This window comes from Streptomyces sp. NPDC001056 (genome assembly GCF_053598955.1).
This window is the reverse complement of record NZ_JBSFLI010000048.1, coordinates 1-16,903: the sequence shown is the minus strand read 5'-3', so window position 1 is coordinate 16,903 and position 16,903 is coordinate 1. Positions and strand designations below refer to the sequence as shown.

General features: G+C 73.5%; 15 protein-coding genes and 1 pseudogene. 10 read left to right on the top strand and 6 right to left on the bottom strand.

Annotation, left to right across the window (positions count from 1 at the left end; translation table 11 throughout):
* Window positions 1-240 precede the first annotated feature (240 nt).
* The 5 genes and pseudogenes from ACWDD7_RS34445 (at window position 241) to ACWDD7_RS34425 (ending at window position 5,240) form a co-directional block, all read left to right on the top strand.
* The gene (locus tag ACWDD7_RS34445) at window positions 241-873 is read left to right on the top strand and encodes a hypothetical protein (RefSeq protein WP_450460298.1); all 633 of its coding nucleotides are present in this window, start codon (window positions 241-243) and stop codon (window positions 871-873) included.
* 675 nt (window positions 874-1,548) lie between these two features.
* Window positions 1,549-1,863: pseudogene (locus ACWDD7_RS34440) on the top strand (ABC transporter ATP-binding protein); the annotation flags it as partial.
* Between the two features lie 111 nt (window positions 1,864-1,974).
* Window positions 1,975-2,625 (top strand): helix-turn-helix transcriptional regulator, encoded by a 651-nt coding sequence (locus tag ACWDD7_RS34435; protein WP_450460297.1) that lies wholly within the window; start codon window positions 1,975-1,977, stop codon window positions 2,623-2,625.
* Window positions 2,626-2,707: 82 nt separating this feature from the next.
* A complete protein-coding gene (locus tag ACWDD7_RS34430) occupies window positions 2,708-3,679 on the top strand; it encodes a threo-3-hydroxy-L-aspartate ammonia-lyase (protein ID WP_450460296.1) in 972 nt (323 codons plus the stop codon).
* Window positions 3,680-3,788: 109 nt separating this feature from the next.
* Window positions 3,789-5,240 (top strand): WGR domain-containing protein, encoded by a 1,452-nt coding sequence (locus ACWDD7_RS34425; RefSeq protein ID WP_450460295.1) that lies wholly within the window; start codon window positions 3,789-3,791, stop codon window positions 5,238-5,240.
* A gap of 442 nt (window positions 5,241-5,682) precedes the next feature.
* Here the strand turns inward: ACWDD7_RS34425 and ACWDD7_RS34420 are convergent, their stop codons facing one another.
* Together ACWDD7_RS34420 and ACWDD7_RS34415 are read right to left on the bottom strand one after the other, a co-directional pair.
* Window positions 5,683-7,248, bottom strand: a complete 1,566-nt coding sequence (locus ACWDD7_RS34420; RefSeq protein WP_450460294.1) for a glycerol-3-phosphate dehydrogenase/oxidase — start codon at window positions 7,246-7,248, stop codon at window positions 5,683-5,685.
* Complete coding sequence (locus tag ACWDD7_RS34415; protein WP_450460293.1) at window positions 7,245-7,862, bottom strand: TetR/AcrR family transcriptional regulator; 618 nt, start codon at window positions 7,860-7,862, stop codon at window positions 7,245-7,247. The genes ACWDD7_RS34420 and ACWDD7_RS34415 overlap by 4 nt, the downstream gene beginning before the upstream one ends.
* A 121-nt stretch (window positions 7,863-7,983) precedes the next feature.
* Between ACWDD7_RS34415 and ACWDD7_RS34410 the strand changes: the two genes are divergently transcribed.
* From ACWDD7_RS34410 to ACWDD7_RS34390, 5 genes are all read left to right on the top strand, one after another.
* A complete protein-coding gene (locus ACWDD7_RS34410) occupies window positions 7,984-9,576 on the top strand; it encodes an FAD-binding oxidoreductase (protein ID WP_450460292.1) in 1,593 nt (530 codons plus the stop codon).
* A 34-nt stretch (window positions 9,577-9,610) separates the two neighbouring features.
* Entirely contained in the window at window positions 9,611-10,510 is a 900-nt protein-coding gene (locus tag ACWDD7_RS34405; protein ID WP_450460291.1) for a YegS/Rv2252/BmrU family lipid kinase, read from the top strand.
* A 74-nt stretch (window positions 10,511-10,584) separates the two neighbouring features.
* Window positions 10,585-10,923, top strand: coding sequence for an NUDIX domain-containing protein (locus ACWDD7_RS34400; protein WP_450460290.1), 339 nt, complete (start codon window positions 10,585-10,587; stop codon window positions 10,921-10,923).
* Window positions 10,924-11,005: 82 nt separating this feature from the next.
* Complete coding sequence (locus ACWDD7_RS34395; protein ID WP_392217935.1) at window positions 11,006-11,974, top strand: Dyp-type peroxidase; 969 nt, start codon at window positions 11,006-11,008, stop codon at window positions 11,972-11,974.
* A 23-nt stretch (window positions 11,975-11,997) separates the two neighbouring features.
* Complete coding sequence (locus tag ACWDD7_RS34390) at window positions 11,998-14,481, top strand: ATP-dependent Clp protease ATP-binding subunit (RefSeq protein ID WP_450460289.1); 2,484 nt, start codon at window positions 11,998-12,000, stop codon at window positions 14,479-14,481.
* A gap of 3 nt (window positions 14,482-14,484) precedes the next feature.
* Here ACWDD7_RS34390 and ACWDD7_RS34385 read toward each other — a convergent pair whose 3' ends face one another.
* The 4 genes from ACWDD7_RS34385 to ACWDD7_RS34370 all read right to left on the bottom strand — a co-directional run.
* Entirely contained in the window at window positions 14,485-14,955 is a 471-nt protein-coding gene (locus ACWDD7_RS34385; RefSeq protein ID WP_450460288.1) for a GreA/GreB family elongation factor, read from the bottom strand.
* A gap of 152 nt (window positions 14,956-15,107) precedes the next feature.
* Window positions 15,108-15,953 carry a HEAT repeat domain-containing protein gene (locus ACWDD7_RS34380; protein WP_450460287.1) on the bottom strand — a complete coding sequence of 282 codons (846 nt, stop codon included), beginning with the start codon at window positions 15,951-15,953 and terminating at the stop codon, window positions 15,108-15,110.
* Window positions 15,954-16,010: 57 nt separating this feature from the next.
* On the bottom strand, window positions 16,011-16,610 hold the full coding sequence (locus ACWDD7_RS34375; RefSeq protein WP_450460286.1) for a YdeI/OmpD-associated family protein: 600 nt from the start codon (window positions 16,608-16,610) through the stop codon (window positions 16,011-16,013).
* A gap of 53 nt (window positions 16,611-16,663) precedes the next feature.
* Window positions 16,664-16,903, bottom strand: a 240-nt coding sequence (locus ACWDD7_RS34370; RefSeq protein ID WP_450460284.1) for an alpha/beta hydrolase fold domain-containing protein, incomplete at its 5' end; no start/stop codon positions are given.

Here is a 16,903-nt window from a genome sequence, read left to right as displayed (position 1 = left end):
CGCCCCTCCAGGATTCCCCCTCGTCGGACAGTCTCATCCCAATGTCGCACCATCGGTGGGGAGCCACCATGCGGGTGGGGGCCGACGGGACGGCGCCGGGATCGGGCGGGCCGTCGCGGGAGAACCCGGTGGCAGCGGGCTCGGGCGCCAACCGGAGCCCCCGGTGGGCCGGTTGCCCGCGCGCCCTCCCGGGAAAGCCCCGCATGGTCGAGTCCCGCGTCGCCGGTCACCCCGGACCGTGTGGCCGGCGACAGGCCGCTCGCCCTGGTCACCGGGGCGTCCGGCGGGATCGGACACGCGCTGGCCGGGCAGTTCGCCGAGCACGGCCGCGACCTGGTGGTCAACGCCGAGGACGGCCGCCTGGAGCACGCGCGCGCCGGCTGCGGGAGACCGGCGCCGAGGTCCGTTCCGTGCCGGCCGGCCTCGGGCCGCGGAAGGTGCCGACCGGCCGGTCGCCGCGACGACCGGCCGGACACGGACGTCGCCGTGCTCGAAACCGGGTCCGGGCGGGGCGGGGCCTTCACGGACACCGACCTCGACGACGACCTCTCGGTGGCCGAGCTGTACGCGACCTCGACCGTACGGCTCGCCGAGCCGCCGCCGCGCGGCATGGGCCGCCGGGGCACGGGCCTGGTCGCCGTTCCTGCCCGGACCGACGGACACCGTCGCGGACCGGCCGTCACCGGCTCGCTGGAGACCAGGGCCCAGGGCCTCGCGAACAAGGTCCTGCCGGACCGGTCCAAGGCCGCCACGCGCCGTTCGACGACCGAGCGGGGGACCGCCGGGGACGACGGACCGCGAGCCCCGGGGACGCCTGTCACCCGGTCGGTCCGCCTCCGATGGCCCCCGGGCGGGCGGCGACGGAGGGTCTGAACGAGATCTTCGACCGCCGCGGCCCGCCCCTGCGCGTCGCGGCACACCTCGGCACGCCCGCGGTACGGCCTCTGCGTGCCGCGGCGCCCCAGACCGGCCCCCTGCCGCTCCGTCGACGTGTCGGCGACATATCGGCGGCGGGTCGACCCGGGGCGGGGAACGGTGAATCCATGCGCTCGGGTAGTTCCCCGCCCCGTCCGACCCCCCACGAGCGATGGTCTGCCGATCCCGGCCCGGTCCGGGAGCGCGCCGTCGCCTGCCGGGCCCGGGGCGAACTCCGACCGTCACCGCCGTCCCACCCGTCTCCAGGACCGGCGTTTCGGCCACCCTCGCCCCCGCAGGGGGCCTTGCGCCGCTACGCCACCGCGCCCGACGCCCCCGGATCACGGGCCGCCGCTTCGTCCGGAATCGAGTGCGTTCGAATCGCCCGCCCCCTCGTTGAGCCTGGCACCGCCGGGCCATCCGGGTGCGGTGCCGACCCCGCGCAGGCGACCGTGACCGACACCGCGACAGAAGGCTCGCCGACGCCACCCCCGCCGCCGGCCACGATCGGCTACGAGGGGAGTACGGAAAGAACCCGCTGGAAGAGGCCGGTTTCCGCACGATGTGCGGCCGGCTGCCCGCAGTGCTCGGCCGCACCGCGCGCATGGCCTGGGCGGTGGACAGGGCCGGTTCTGGTCCCACACCGCGCTCGTGCCGCAGAACTTCGCCTGCCGGCCGCTGCGCACCCGGGAGAACATCACCCTCGGGCAGCCGCGCACCCACCTCGCAGACGGACCCGCGCGGCGAGCACCGCGTCTTCCTGGAGATCAAGCGCATCGCCGCCCGGCGCATGACCATCGTGGTCACCCATCAGCTGGAGAACACCCGGCTCGCCGACCGGATCATCGTGATGCGGCACGGCCGCATCGTGGACAGGGCCACTACGACGAACTCGTGCACGGTGGCGGACTGTTCGCCGAACTCGTCGCCCTGGCCGAGGACCGCTGACGCGGAGGGCGGGCGCGCGGCCGGGATTCCCTGGACAGCGGACGACCGATCGCTTAGCCTCATTGTCCAGAAATAGATTTTAAGGCCAAACAGCCTGGCGAGGGGCGACGGATGGACAGCGGGGCGGCGGACGAGCATCTCGTCCAGGAGGCCGAGAAGATCGCCGTCGCCCTGGGCCGGATGTTCCCGGGCCTGTGCGAGGTGGTCCTGCACGACCTGCGGGACCCCGACCACGCGGTCCGGGCCATCGAGAACAATCTGTCAGGCCGTCAGGTCGGCGATCCCGCAACCGAGTTGGGACTCAGCCGCATCGCAGACCCCGCCTTCCCCGACGTCGTGCAGAACTACCCCAACCGGTTCCCCGACGGCCGCCCGGCCAAGAGCACCTCCATCGGCGTCAAGAACGCCGAGGGCCGGTACATCGCGGCGCTCTGTCTCAACCTCGACGTCTCCGTCCTGTCGCCCGTGACCCTCGCCCTGGCGAATCTCGTGGCCACCGACGGCGGACACGGCGACACGCCCCTGGAGACGCTGCGCGACCGCCGCGCCCAGGAACTGCGTCGGACAGTGGAGGAGTTCTCCGCCGAGCGCGGCGCCCCGCCCCGGTCGCTGAGCCGGACGGACAAGAAGGCGCTCGTCCAACAGCTCAACCACGACGGCTACTTCGAGTGCCGCGACGCCGCGCGGACCATCGCCGACCTCCTCGGCGTGTCGCGGGCGACCGTCTACAACTACGCGAAACCACCGTCGAACCCGGAATGAGCCGAGGGCCCGGAGACGGCGTCGCGCACGCGGCCGAAGCAGCAGCATCCGACGAACACCGGTACAGAAAGAGGACTTCGCCATGTCCGGCGCCGACCTGCCCGTGACCCTCGACGACATCCGCGCGGCCGCCGCGCGCATCGAGGGCTTCGCCCACCGCACCCCGGTCCTCACCTCGCGCACCCTCGACGCCCGTGTGGGCGCAAAGGTGTTCATCAAGTGCGAGAACCTCCAGCGCATGGGCGCCTTCAAGATCCGCGGCGCCTACAACGCCATCGCCCGGCTCGCACCCGGGGAACTGGCCAAGGGCGTCGCCGCGTTCTCCTCCGGCAACCACGCCCAGGCCACCGCCCTCGCCGCCCGCGAACTGGGCACCAGTGCCGTCATCCTGATGCCCGAGGACGCACCGCGCTCCAAGATGGCGGCCACCGCCGGGTACGGCGCCGAGATCGTCACCTACGACCGCTACACCGAGGACCGCGTCGCGCTCGGCACGGCGCTCGCCAAGGAGCGGGGCCTCACGCTGATCCCGCCCTACGACCACCCGGACGTCATCGCGGGCCAGGGTACCGCCGCCCTCGAACTCCTTGAGGAGATTGGCCCGTTGGACGCCCTGCTGGTGCCCGTCGGAGGCGGCGGCCTGATCGCGGGCAGCGCCGTGGCGGCCAAGGGGCTGCACCGGGACATCAAGGTCATCGGGGTGGAGCCGGAGGGCAGCGACGACACCAAGCGCTCGCTGGAGAGCGGCACCCGCGTGACCGTCCCCGTGCCCCACACCGTCGCCGACGGCCAGGCCGTCTCCGTCCCCGGCGAGCTGACCTTCGCCGTCAACCGGCACCTGGTCGACTCCGTCGCCCTGGTCAGCGACGCCGAGGTCGTCGACGCCATGCGCTTCGCCTTCGACCGCCTGAAGACCGTGTTCGAGCCCAGCGGAGCCACCGGTCTGGCCGCCCTCCTCGCCGGTCGCGTCGACGACCTCCCGCCCCGCGTCGGCATCATCGCCTCGGGCGGCAACATCGACACGCGCCGGTTCACGGAACTGCTGGGCGGCTGACCGCGGGGTGCTCTCGCCGTCCGGTCGACTGTCAGTGCCCCCGCCTACGGTGTGACCAGTGAGGACCCGCGGGGACGGCCGTCGGGTCCGCTGTGGGGAGGGGTGTGCCATGTCCGTGGCGAGCACGGCGGAGACGACGTATCTGGAGCTGTCCCAGGAGGGCGGGGGCGCGCACAAGTTCTACGAGGTCAGCGTCGACGGCCTGGTGGTGACGGTGCGGTACGGCCGGATCGGTGCCGGCGGCCAGACGCAGACCAGCACGTTCCCGACCATGGAGAAGGCGCGGGCCGTCGCGGCGAAGAAGGTGGGGGAGAAGGTCCGCAAGGGGTACGCCCCGGCGGTGCCGGGCGGCCGGTCCCCGCGACCGGTGACCCGGCGCCAGGTCGGTTCCGCCCCCTCCACCGCCCGCGCCGTGGCGCCGGTGCTGTGGCGGTTCCGGACCGGCTCGGCGGCGTTCGGCATCCATGTGGACGACGAGCACTGCTGGGTGGGCAACCAGGCGGGCGACGTCTACACCCTGGACCACGAGGGCGCCGTGCTGGCCCGCTTCGGACTGCCGGACGGCGTGAAGTGCCTGGTCGCCGACGACTTCTGGATCTACGCGGGCTGTGACGACGGCAAGGTCTACGACCTGTCCTCCAAACTGCCCTTCGCCGCCTACGACATCACCGCCGACGTCGACATCTTCTGGCTGGACATTCACGAGGGCGTACTCAACGTCTCCGACCGCGCCGGCCGGCTCACCGTCATCGACCACGAGGACGAACACCAGTGGGCCCGCCGCAGCCAGGGCGAGCACGCCTGGATGGTGCGCGCCGACGACCACGCCGTCTACCACGGCCACCATCAGGGTGTCACCGCCTACCGCCCCGACGGCGGCGGCGAGTTGTGGCACACGCGCACCCGCGGCGGGGTGCTGTTCGGCTGGCAGGAGGACGACGCGGTGTACGCGGGCACCGGGCACCGCGTGGTGCAGCGGTTGTCGAAGGCGACCGGCGCGATCGAGGCGACGTACTCCTGCGACAGCGCGGTGTACTCCTGCGCCACCTCGCCGGGCGGCCGGTTCGTCTTCGCCGGGGACGCGGCGTCGTCCGTCTACTGCTTCGACCGCGACGGGACCCGGCTGTGGAAGCTCGGCACGGGCGGCGGCTCGGCGCTGTCGATGCAGTACCGCGACGAACGGCTGTACCTGGTGACCACGGACGGCTCCCTGGTCTGCGTGGACGCGAGCGAAGCCGCGATCGGCGCGGCCCAGCAGGGCTCGGTGCCGGTGGTCCGTGACGTCAAACTCGCCGCCGCCCTGCCGACGTACGCCCCCGCCACCGCCGTCCACGCGGTCGCCACCGTGGCCCAGGCCCCCACCGGATCGGTCGTCGTGGAGTGCGTCCGGGAGGCCGGCCGGGTCCGCGTCCATGTGGTGTCCGACGGCTACGACACCTCCTGGAACGTCCAGTTCCCGCGCGCCATACGCGAGCCGGGCGCGCGCTACGTCGTGGACGCGCTGCATCCGGCGGCGGGCGGCTTCTACCGGGTGCGGGGGGACATCCGGCGGCTGGTGTGAGGCGGATGCGCGGCAGGGGCCGGGAAGAGAGCCGCGACGGCAGGACCGGAGCGAGCCGCGGACCGCCGCCGGCGGATGGAGGCTCCGGGTGCCGTCGGCGGGGCGGGTCGCGCGTGGCCGTCGTCGGGGTGTCGCCGGTGGTCGTCTCCCGAGCGGCTTTTCGGGCGGGCCTGGTCGGGGGCGCCGGAAGCTCGTTCCGGAACCGGTTCGTCGGCGGCCGTCGTGGCGGGTGTGCGGCCGGCCGCCGTCCGCGGGGCAGGGTGCGCACGGCGGTCGTCGGGGTGTGCCGCCGTAGGCCGTCTCCGGAAACGGTGTCCGGGGCGACCGTTCTCCGGGGCGCGAGGCCGGCGGTGGTCGCCGGAGCCCCGCGGGCCGCCGCCCTCGCGGGAGGGTCACGCCCCGGGCCGGATGCCGGGGACGCCGCCCCCGCGGACGCGCCGCCTCAGCCCAGGACCCCTTCCGCCAGCACGTCCCGCGCCGCCCCCAGCGCCGCCTCCCGGTCCTCGGGCACCAGGCCGATGCGGGTGCGCCGGTCCAGCAGGTCGGACTCGTCCAGGGCGCCCTCGTGCCGGGCCGCCCACTCGAGTTCGGCGCGGGTGACCGGGTGGCCGGGCAGGACCGGCGCGGCGAGGGCGGGGTCCTCGGTGGAGAGGGCGTGCACGGCGAGGGCCTCCGTGCCGTAGCGCCGGACCAGTCGGCGCGGCACCGGCAGGGCGCGCAGCCGTTCGGGCGCGGCGGCGCCGACCAGCGGGAGGCCGGCGGTGGGAGACGGAGGTACGGGGAGTCCCCGGGCCTCGGTCGCGGCGTCCACCGCGTCCTGCGCCATCCGGCGGTACGTGGTGAGCTTGCCGCCGACCACCGTGGTCACCCCGTCCGGCGAGGTCAGCACCGCGTGCCGGCGCGAGATGTCGGAGGTGCGGGCGGGCGCGTCACCGGCCGAGGTGTCGAGCAGCGGGCGTAGCCCGGCGAAGGCGCCCACGACCTCGTCCCGGCCGACGGGCGTGTCCAGGGCCGAGCCGAGCACGTCCAGCAGGAAGCCGATGTCCGTCTCGGGCACCTCCGGTACCTCGGGGATGCCGCCCTCGACCGGCTCGTCGGTGAGGCCGACGTACACCCGGCCGTCGCCCTGGGGGAGCACCAGCACGAAGCGGTTGGTCTCGCCGGGGATCGGGATGTGCAGTCCGGCGGGCAGGTCCCCGAGCCGTTCGGAGCGCAGGACCAGATGGGTGCCGCGCGAGGGCCGGATCCGGATGCCCTCGACCAGGCCGCCCGCCCACACCCCGGCGGCGTTGATCACGGCGCGGGCCCTGATCTCGCCCTCCTCACCGGTCAGTTCGTCACGGACACGGGCGCCCGTGCCGGTCAGCTCCAGCACCCGGGTCCGGGTCAGCACCCGCGCCCCGTGCGCCGCCGCCGTACGGGCCAGCGCGGTCACCAGCCGGGCGTCGTCGGTCACCCGGCCGTCCCAGGACAGCAGCCCGCCGCGCAGCCCGGCCCCCCGCACCGAGGGCGCCAGGTGCCGCGCCTCCGTGGCCGACAGCCGGCGCGGCGCGGGCAGCACCTGGCGCGGGGTGCGCGCGGCCAGCCGCAGCATGTCCCCGGCCCGCAGTCCGGCCCAGGCGATGGACGCCTGAGCCGTCGACACCATCGGCGTCAGCGGCAGGACGAACGGCTGCGCGGCCACCAGGTGCGGGGCGGTACGGGTCATCAGCACTCCCCGCTCCACCGCGCTCTCGTGCGCCACCTCGAACTGCGCGGACGCCAGATACCGCAGCCCGCCGTGGATGAGCTTGGAACTCCAGCGCGAGGTGCCGAAGGCCAGGTCGTGCGCGTCCACCGCGACGACGTCCAGACCGCGGGCCGCCGCGTCCAGGGCCACACCGGCCCCGGTGGCGCCGAGCCCGACGACCAGGACGTCGGCCGTCCGGCCGTCCGCGGCCTCGGCCAGTTCCCGGGTACGCCGGGCCGCGCTGAGGGACGAGCCGGGCATCGCCTCGGTGTGGCTCATGGCGTGAGGATCCTCTCCAGGAGGGTGCGCAGCTCGCCGAGGAAGGCGGCGGAGTCCAGCTCCGGATCGTCCTCGTCGGTCATCGTGCGCAGGGACAGGGCGAAGGACTGCACGGTCAACAGCAGGGTGCGGGCCTGGCGTTCGGTGTGGCAGGGGCGTACGGAGCCGTCCGTGTGGCCCTCGCGCAGGGCCTCGGACAGGAGCGCGAGCAGCGCCAGCTGGCTCGCCCCGCGCCGGTCGAGCACATAGGGGAGCAGCAGCTCCGGATCGACGTCGATGATCTTGTGGAAGAGGGGGTGCGCCCGGAACGCCTGGACGCCCGCCACCATCCCCTCCACGATCCGGGCGCGCGTGTCGAGGCCGGGCGCGGGCGCGGGGATCGCGCGGGTGGCCACGTCGATCCACTCACGGGTCATCAGATCGCCCACCAGCGTCCGCAGATCGGGCCAGCGCCGGTACAGGGTCATCCGGGAGACACCGGCGCGGCGGGCCACGTCGGCGAGCGTGGTGCGGCGGACCCCGACGGCCAGCACGCAGTCGCGCACCGCGTCGAGCACCGGATCGCTGTCCGGGCCTCCGGAACCGTCCGGGCCGTTGTGACGAATAGGCGTCATGTGTCACAGTGTAACGCCCCGGGGGTCGGGCGGAACCAGCGGAGGCCCACCGCCGCCCGGCGCACCACCCGACGGCCGCCACCCGGACCGAGCACACCGACCTTGTGAGGACGACCGTTCAATGGACATGCTGTGGAACGGCTGGGGCGACCCGGCCAAGGCGGCCCCGCTGCCCGACTCGGTGACCGGGCTGCTGCGCGACCTGCTCGGCGTCAAGCCGCGCAGCACCCCCGCGCTCGCCCTGGACGACATCGACCTGCCCGCCCCCACGGCCGGCCCCGCCGCCCTGACGGCACTCGCCGAGGCCGTCGGCGGCGCCGCACACGTCCGCACCGACGCCGAGAACCGCATCCGGCACACCCGCGGCAAGTCCACCCCCGACCTGCTGCGCATCCGCGCCGGCGACACCTCGGACGTCCCGCAGGCCGTGGTGCTGCCCGCCACCCACGACGAGGTCCTCGCCGTGCTGCGCGCCTGCGCGGACCACGGCCTGGCCGCCGTCCCGTTCGGCGGCGGTACCTCCGTCGTCGGCGGACTCGCCCCCGAGCGCGGCGCGTTCGTCGCCCTCGACCTGCGCCGCATGAACCGGCTGCTCGACCTGGACCCCGTCTCGCGCACCGCCGTCCTCCAGCCCGGCCTGCGCGCCCCCGAGGCCGAGGCCCTGCTCGCCGAACAGGGCTACACCCTCGGCCACTTCCCGCAGTCCTTCGAGTGGGCCAGCATCGGCGGCTTCGCCGCGGCCCGCTCCAGTGGCCAGGCCTCCGCCGGCTACGGCCGCTTCGACGAGATGGTCCTCGGCCTCACCCTCGCCACCCCCGCGGGCACCGTCGACACCGGCCGCGCCCCCCGCTCCGCCGCGGGCCCGGACCTGCGCCAGCTGATCCTCGGCTCCGAGGGCGCCTTCGGCGTGATCACCTCCGTGACCGTGCGCGTGCGCCCCCGGCCCGAGACCAGGATCTACGAGGGCTGGCGGTTCGCCTCCTTCGAGGAGGGCGCCGCCGCGCTGCGCAGGCTCGCCCAGGACGGACCGCGGCCGACCGTGCTGCGCCTGTCCGACGAGACCGAGACCCTCATCGGCCTCGCCTCGCCCGACAAGATCGGTACCGGCCTCGGGCAGAGCGACGCCGGCTGCCTCGCCATCGCCGGTTACGAGGGCACGCCGGAGGAGACCGTGTACCGGCGTGAGCAGGCCGCCGCCGTCCTCACCGCCTGCGGCGGCACCCCGCTCGGCACGGAACCCGGCGAGCGCTGGGCCCACGGCCGTTTCTCCGCGCCGTACCTGCGCGACGCCCTCCTCGACGTCGGCGCGTTCGCCGAGACCCTGGAGACCGCCGCCTTCTGGTCCCGCGTCCCCGAGCTGTACGCGGCCGTGCGCACGGCGCTCACCGACACCCTCACCGAAGCCGGCACCCCGCCCCTGGTGATGTGCCACATCTCCCATGTGTACGAGAACGGCGCCTCGCTGTACTTCACCGTCGTCAGCGCCCAGGGCGAGGACCCGGTGGCCCACTGGACGCCCGCCAAGCACGCGGCCAACGAGGCCGTGCTCGCCGCCGGCGGCACCATCTCCCACCACCACGGGGTGGGCACCGACCACCGGGACTGGTATGTCAGGGAGGCCGGAGAGCTGGCCGTCGAGGCACTGCGCGCCGTCAAGCGCCGCCTCGACCCCGACGGCCTGCTCAACCCCGGTGTCCTGCTGCCGACCGACTGACCCCACCCGACCGCCTGCCCCGGAGGCACCCCCGATGCGCCAGTTCACCGCCGTCGTCAACCCGACCGCGGGCGGCTCCACCGCGGCGGCCACGCTGCTCCAGGTGGCCCGCCTGCTGAGGGAGGCCGGGGCCGGTCTCCAGACCGAGTACAGCAGCAGCCTGGCACACGCCCAGGACATCGCCCGCCGGGCCGGCGAGCACGGCCGGATCGTGCTCGCCGTCGGCGGCGACGGCATCACCGGCGGCATCGGCGGCGCGCTGAGCGGCACCGGAACCGTCTTCGGCCTCGTGCCGGCCGGGCGCGGCAACGACTTCGCCCGCGCCCTCGACCTGCCGGCCGACCCCGCCGCACTCGCCGACATCCTGCTGCACGCCGAGCCACGGCCCGTGGACACCATCGAGGTGGAGTCCGCCGTCCACCAGCGCACGGTGGTCCTCGGCAGCGTCTACGCCGGGGTCGACGCGCTGGCCAACCGGCACGCCAACCACGCCCGGCTGCTGCGCGGCTCCGCCTCGTACTACGCGGGCGGCCTGCGCGCGGTGACCAGCTGGCGGCCGGCCGACTACCGCGTGACCGTCGACGGCGAGGAGCACACCCACCGCGGCTACACGGTCGTCGCCGCCAACTCCCCCTACTACGGCTCCGGCCGCCGGATCGCCCCCGGCGCCCGGGTCGACGACGGCCTGCTGCACGTCGTGATGATCCGGGAGGCGCCCCGCCGGCTGTTCTTCACCCTGATGAACGAGCTGAAGACCGGCACCCACATACACCGCCCCGAAGTACGCGTCCTGCACGCGAGGGAACTGCGCATCGAGGCGACCCGTCCCGTTCCCTACGGTGCCGACGGCGAGGTGGAGGCCACCTTGCCGGTGACCGTCCGGGTACGGCCCGGGGACCTGCCCGTGCTGTACCGGCCGCTGGATCGGGCCTGACCCGGTGTGCCGCCCCGTCCGCCGGGGTAGTCGAGCAGCGACCGGGGGAGTGGCGGACGAGGGGGAGGAAGCGCATGGAGAACGTCGTGCGGGCCGTCGTCGTGTACGACGGACGGCTGCTGCTGGTGCGGGAGGCGGGCGGCTGGCAGTTGCCGTCGGGCGCCGGTCAGCCGGCCGAGACGGCGGAGGCCACCGCCGCCCGCGTCGTCTACGAGCTCACCGGCTACCTCGCCGACGGCTCCACACCCCTGGACGGCACCTCGGCCGTGGTGTGCCAACTCCTCAGCGAGGACCCCTCGGACGGCGCCCGGCTCGCGTCCGAGCACATCCGCTGGACGCCGATCGAGGAGACCGCGACCGCCGGGCTCCCCCCGGCCGTGCGCGACTACCTTGAGGGGCACACCCCCGTGTGAGCCCGCGCCGGGCGTGCCGAGCCGACGGGTCCGCGTGATGCTGGAACGGTCCGGCTCCGCCCCGTGCGAGGAGGCAGTCCCCGTGCCCGAGTCGCAGCCCGTCGTCGTCCCGCCCGCCCGGGCCGCCGTGTTCCTCGTGGTCACCGTCGACCAGGGCGGCGAGGACACCGTCCGGGACCTGTTGCAGGACGTGTCCGCCCTGCGACGCTCGGTCGCCTTCCGCGCCCCGCCGGAGGAGCTGAGCTGCGTCGTCGGCATCGGGTCGGCCGTCTGGAGCCGCCTGTTCGACGGGCCGCGACCCCGCGATCTGCACCCCTTCAGGGAACTGGCGGGTCCCCGTCACCGGGCCCCGGGCACCCCCGGCGACCTCCTCTTCCACGTCCGCTGCCGCCGCATGGACCTCTGCTTCGAGCTGGCCCGCCTGTTCGCCGAGCGGCTCGACGGCGCGGCCACCGTGGTGGACGAGGCGCACGGCTTCAAGTTCTTCGACGAACGCGATCTGCTCGGCTTCGTGGACGGCAGCGAGAACCCCGAGGGCGAGGTCGCGGACGACGCCGTGTTCGTCGGCGACGAGGACGCGGAGTTCCGCGGCGGCAGCTATGTGATCGTGCAGAAGTACCTGCACAACATGAAGGCGTGGAACGCCCTGTCGGTCGAGGACCAGGAGAAGGCCATCGGGCGCACCCGACTCGCCAACATCGAACTCCCCGACGACCTGAAACCCGCCGACTCCCACGTGGCCCTCAACACCGTCACCGACGAGCACGGGAACGAACGCAGGATCGTGCGCGAGAACATGCCCTTCGGGAGCATCGCGCAGGGCGAGTTCGGCACCTACTTCATCGGGTACGCCCGCACACCCGAGGTCACCGAGTCCATGCTGCGCAACATGTTCCTCGGCCGGGGGCCCGCGGCGCACGACCGGATCCTGGACTTCTCGGTGCCGGTCACGGGCTGCCTCTTCCACGTGCCGACCATCGACTTCCTCGACGACCTCCCTGCCCGGCCTCCGCTTGCGGGCCACACGGCGCCGGGGTTCAGTGAGTACTGACCCCTTGCGCTCCAGGAGTTCTCATGTCGATGCCGTTCGGCGCCCCCTTCGGTTCCCAGGACCCCTTCAGTGAACTGCTGAACCGCTTCTTCGGGATGTCGCCGGCGTCCTCGCCCCCCGCGGTGCAGCGGGTGCCGATCGGACGGTTGCTGACGGAGTCGTCGCAGGAACTCCTCAACCTGGCCGCGCAGCGGGCCGCCGAGGACGGCACCGCCGACCTCGACACCGAACACCTGCTGTGGGCGGCCACGAAGGTCGAGCCCTCGCGCAGGCTGCTGCTCCAGGTGGACGTGGACCCCGACACCCTCGCCAACGAGATCGCCAAGGTACTGCCCCGCGAGTCAGGCCAGCCCTCCGCGCAGCCCGGGCTCACCCCGGCGGCCAAGCGCACCCTGGGCGCCGCCTACGCCCGGTCCCAGGCGGCCGGGGTGTCGTACATCGGCCCCGAGCACATCCTCGCCGCGCTGCTCGCTGACAGCGACAGCGGTGCCGCCCGGCTGCTGCGGTCCGAGGGCATGGGCAGCCAGAAGCTGGCGGGCCTCGCCGAACAGGCAGCCCGCCCCGAGAACACGTCCCCCGAACGCAGGCAGCCGGCCACCACCCTGGACGAGTTCGGCCGCGACCTGACCGACGAGGCCAAGGCCGGCAAGCTCGACCCGGTGGTGGGGCGCGCCGAGGAGATCGAGCAGACCGTCGAGATCCTGTCCCGGCGCTCCAAGAACAACCCCGTGCTGATCGGCGAGCCCGGTGTCGGCAAGACCGCCATCGTGGAGGGCCTCGCGCAGCGCATCGTGGCCGGGGAGGTCCCCGACACCCTCAAGGACAAGCGGGTCGTCGCGCTGGACCTGTCGGGCATGGTGGCGGGCGCCCAGTACCGGGGCCAGTTCGAGGAGCGGCTGAAGAAGGTCATCGAGGACGTCCAGGCGGCGAGCGGCAGCATCATCCTCTTCATCGACGAACTGCACACGGTCGTCGGCGCGGGCGCGACGGGGGAGGGTTCCATGGACGCGGGCAACATGCTCAAACCCGCCCTGGCACGCGGCGAGTTGCACGTCGTCGGCGCCACCACCATCGACGAGTACCGCAAGTACGTCGAGAAGGACGCCGCCCTGGAGCGCCGTTTCCAGCCGGTGATGGTTCCCGAGCCGACCGTCGAGGAGACCGTGCAGATCCTCGAAGGGCTGCGGGACGCCTACGAGGCGCACCACCAAGTCCGTTTCGGCGACGGCGCGTTGGCGGCCGCGGCCGAGATGTCCGACCGCTACATCACCGACCGCTTCCTGCCCGACAAGGCCATCGACGTCATGGACCAGGCGGGCGCCCGGGTACGACTGCGCAGCGCGGGCCGCTCCACCGAGGTGGTCAGCCGCGAGGACCGGATCGCCAAGCTGCGCCGCGAGCTGGAACAGGCTGTCTCCGCCGAGGACTTCGAACGGGCCTCGGAGCTGAAGCGGCAGGTCGCCGAGGTGGAGGCCGAACTCGCCGGCATCGAGGAGCGCCGGGAGGGCGTCGTCTCCGTCACCGCCTCCGACATCGCGGACATCGTCTCCCGGCGCACCGGTATCCCCGTCTCCCAGCTCACCGCCAGCGAGAAGGAGAAGCTCCTCAAGCTGGAGGAGGAGATGCACGCGCGGATCGTCGGCCAGGACGAGGCGGTCACCGCGGTCTCCCAGGCCGTACGCCGCAACCGCGCGGGCATGGGCGACCCCGACCGCCCGGTCGGTTCGTTCCTCTTCCTCGGTCCGACCGGTGTCGGCAAGACGGAACTCGCCAAGACCCTCGCCGCCTTGCTGTTCGGCGAGGAGGACCGCATGGTCCGCTTCGACATGAGCGAGTTCCAGGAGAAGCACACCGTCGCCCGCCTCGTCGGCGCGCCGCCCGGATACGTCGGCTACGAGGAGGCCGGCCAGCTCACCGAGAAGGTGCGCAGGCAGCCGTACAGCGTCGTGCTGTTCGACGAGGTGGAGAAGGCGCACCCGGACGTCTTCAACACCCTTCTCCAGATCCTGGACGACGGCCGTCTCACCGACTCCCAGGGCCGGACCGTCGACTTCCGGCACTGCGTCGTCATCATGACGTCCAACATCGGCGCGCGCCGCATCCTCGGCCACAAGGGCGATGTGGTTGAGCTGAAGGACGAGTTGATGGAGGACCTGCGGGGCCGCTTCCTGCCCGAGTTCCTCAACCGCATCGACGACATCATCATCTTCCACGGGCTCACGGAGGACAATCTGTCGCAGATCGTGGACCATCTGCTGGACCGGAGCAAGCACCGGGTGCACGCCCAGGGCATGACGCTGGAGGTCACGGAGGCCGCGAAGAAGCTGCTCATCGCCCACGGCCATCAGCCGGAGTTCGGCGCCCGCCCGCTGCGCCGCACCATCCAGACGGAGCTCGACAACCGCATCGCCACGCTGCTGCTCAGCGGCGAGGCGGAGCCCGGGGACACGATCGTCGCCGACGTGGTCAGCGACTCCCTGCACTGCTCGGTCAACAAGAACGCCTGAGGCTCACGAGGGCGCTCCGCCGATCGACTCCACCACCGCGCTCGCGGGCCCGTCCGGCGTGTCGTACCGCACGCTGTCCCCCGCCCGGCACCCGAGCAGGGCCCGGCCGAGCGGGCTGTCCGCGGTGACCAGGTTCTGGTCCAGCGCCTCGGCCCCCTCGCCGATCTGCAGCGTCTCCACCGAGCCGTCCGCGAACCGCACGGTGACCGTGCTGCCCACCCCGACCGCGTCGGTCCGCGCGGGCCCCGCGAGATCCGCCTCCCGAAGCCGCTCGGTGATGTCCGTGATCCGGCCGTCCAGCCGGTCCAGCTGGTCCACCCGCTGCAACTCGTCAGCCTGATCCGCCTGGTCACCCACGTCGGGAGTGTCCTTCAGCGTCCCGGCGACCATCCGCCGCTCCTCCAGCAGATCCGCCAGCTCCTGCTCCAACGCACGTCGCGCCTCGGCACTGATCGGCTCGGGACCACCGGTCATGGCTGCTCCAGTCGGGAGGGTCGGCGGAGGGATGAGGCTTCGCTTCCGCATCGTAAGCGCTGGAGCGGGGGATTGCGCGGACACGACGCAGTGGTGCGCGTTTCTCCCCGAGGCGACCCCCTGACGCGGGTCCCCGTCCGCCGAAGATCCCTTCACGGCCAGGTGACCGGCGGTGCCAGGGCCCTGCGCGCGGCTTCGCGCACGTCCGCGTCCTGGTCCGTCGTCAGCCGTTCGAGCGCGGCTCGGGCCTCGGGGGCCGGCCTTCGCGCCGGCGACCACGCGGCCCAGTACCGTACCCGGCGATCGGCGTCGCCGGTGCAGGCCACCACGACGTCGGTGACCGTGTCCTCGCGGGACGACCCCAGTGCCGCCACGGCCGCTCGCCTGACGCCGGGCGCGGCATCCTTCGTGCCGGTCGTCAGGACGGCCAGGGCGCGTGCGGGATCACCCGTGCCGAAGAGGGTGCCGAGCGTGCTCGTCACGTCGGCGCGCACCCCCGGGTCGGGGTCCCGGGCCGCGTCGGCGACCCGCCCGAAATACCTGGTGCCCGCGGAATCGATGACGCACAGGCCCCACAGACCGACTCTCCGCATCCCGGGATCGTCGGAGACGGAGAAGTCCAGAGCCAGGTCGAGCGAGGTTTCGGGCCACGCCTCGAAGAGTTCGAGGACGTCGAGCTGCAACGAGTCACCGTCGTCGTTGCGGTCGGTCACCATGGCGCGCAGCAGGGCCGGCAGGGCGTCCCGGCCGCAGGCACCCGCCAGCGCGTGAGCCATGTGGTCCCGCGCGAACGAGTCGTCCGCGTCGACGTGACGGGCGAGTCGCTGCTCCAACTCGGCTCGCAGGAACGCCGCTGCCGGCGTCCGCAGCCGTTCCACCAGCGGCTCGAACCGACGGCGTGCGCCGGGCCCGCGATCGGCGTCCGCGGCCAGCCGCGCGACCAACTCGTCCAACGCACGGCGCAGCGCCGCGCGCTCCGCCTCACCAGCCCCTGCCATGCCACCCACCCTACGGGGACCGGTGTCACCGTCACTCGGCAAGAGCCACGGCACGCCTCAGGGGTGGAGCTTCTTGTGGTCCGCGAGCATGGCGACGAACCGCGCGATGCGGGCCGCCCGGGTCTCGGGCTTCTTCGCCGCCTCGACGCGGTGGAGGACGGCGTAGCGGTTGTGGCTGTCCAGGGTGGTGAAGAAGGCGGCGGCCGCCGGGGTGGCCTCCAGGGCCGCTCGGAGGTCGTCGGGGACGGTGGCGGTGCGCTGGCCGGCGTAGGCCGCCGCCCAGCGGCCGTCCACGCGGGCCCGCTCCACCTCGCGCAGACCGGCGGGCCGCATCCGGCCCTCCTCGATGAGCTGCGTGGCCTTGTGGCGGTTGACCTGGGACCATCTGCTGGTGGGCCGTCGCGGGGTGAAGCGCTGGAGCCAGTGCCGTTCGTCCAGTTTCCCCTTCTGGCCGTCGATCCAGCCGAAGCAGAGCGCCGATTCGAGCGCGGTCGGGTAGTCGACGCCGTCGGGTGCGGGCGCCGCGGAGTTCTTCCGGGCGAGCTTCAGCCAGACCCCGGTGGCGTCCTCGTGGTTCTCCTCCAGCCACTTCTCCCACGCCCGCTGGGTGGCGAAGGAGAGGACCGGATCGGTCGTGTGGGACGAGTTGCCGGACATGGGCCTCATCAAATCCCGCCGGCGTGCGCCGGTCAACCGCGGCGGTGGCGGCCTCAGTTCGGGTGCAGCGCCTTGTGCAGGGTGCGGGAGGCCAGCTCGACGGCCGTCCGCGCCGCGTGGGTGTTACGCAGGGCGTCGAGCATGACGAAGTCGTGGATGATGCCCTGGAACCGTACGGCGGTCACGGGGACCCCGGCGGCGCGCAGCTTGGTCGCGTAGGCCTCGCCCTCGTCGCGCAGCACGTCCGCCTCGCCGGTGACGACCAGCGCCGGCGGCAGTCCGGCGAGCTGCTC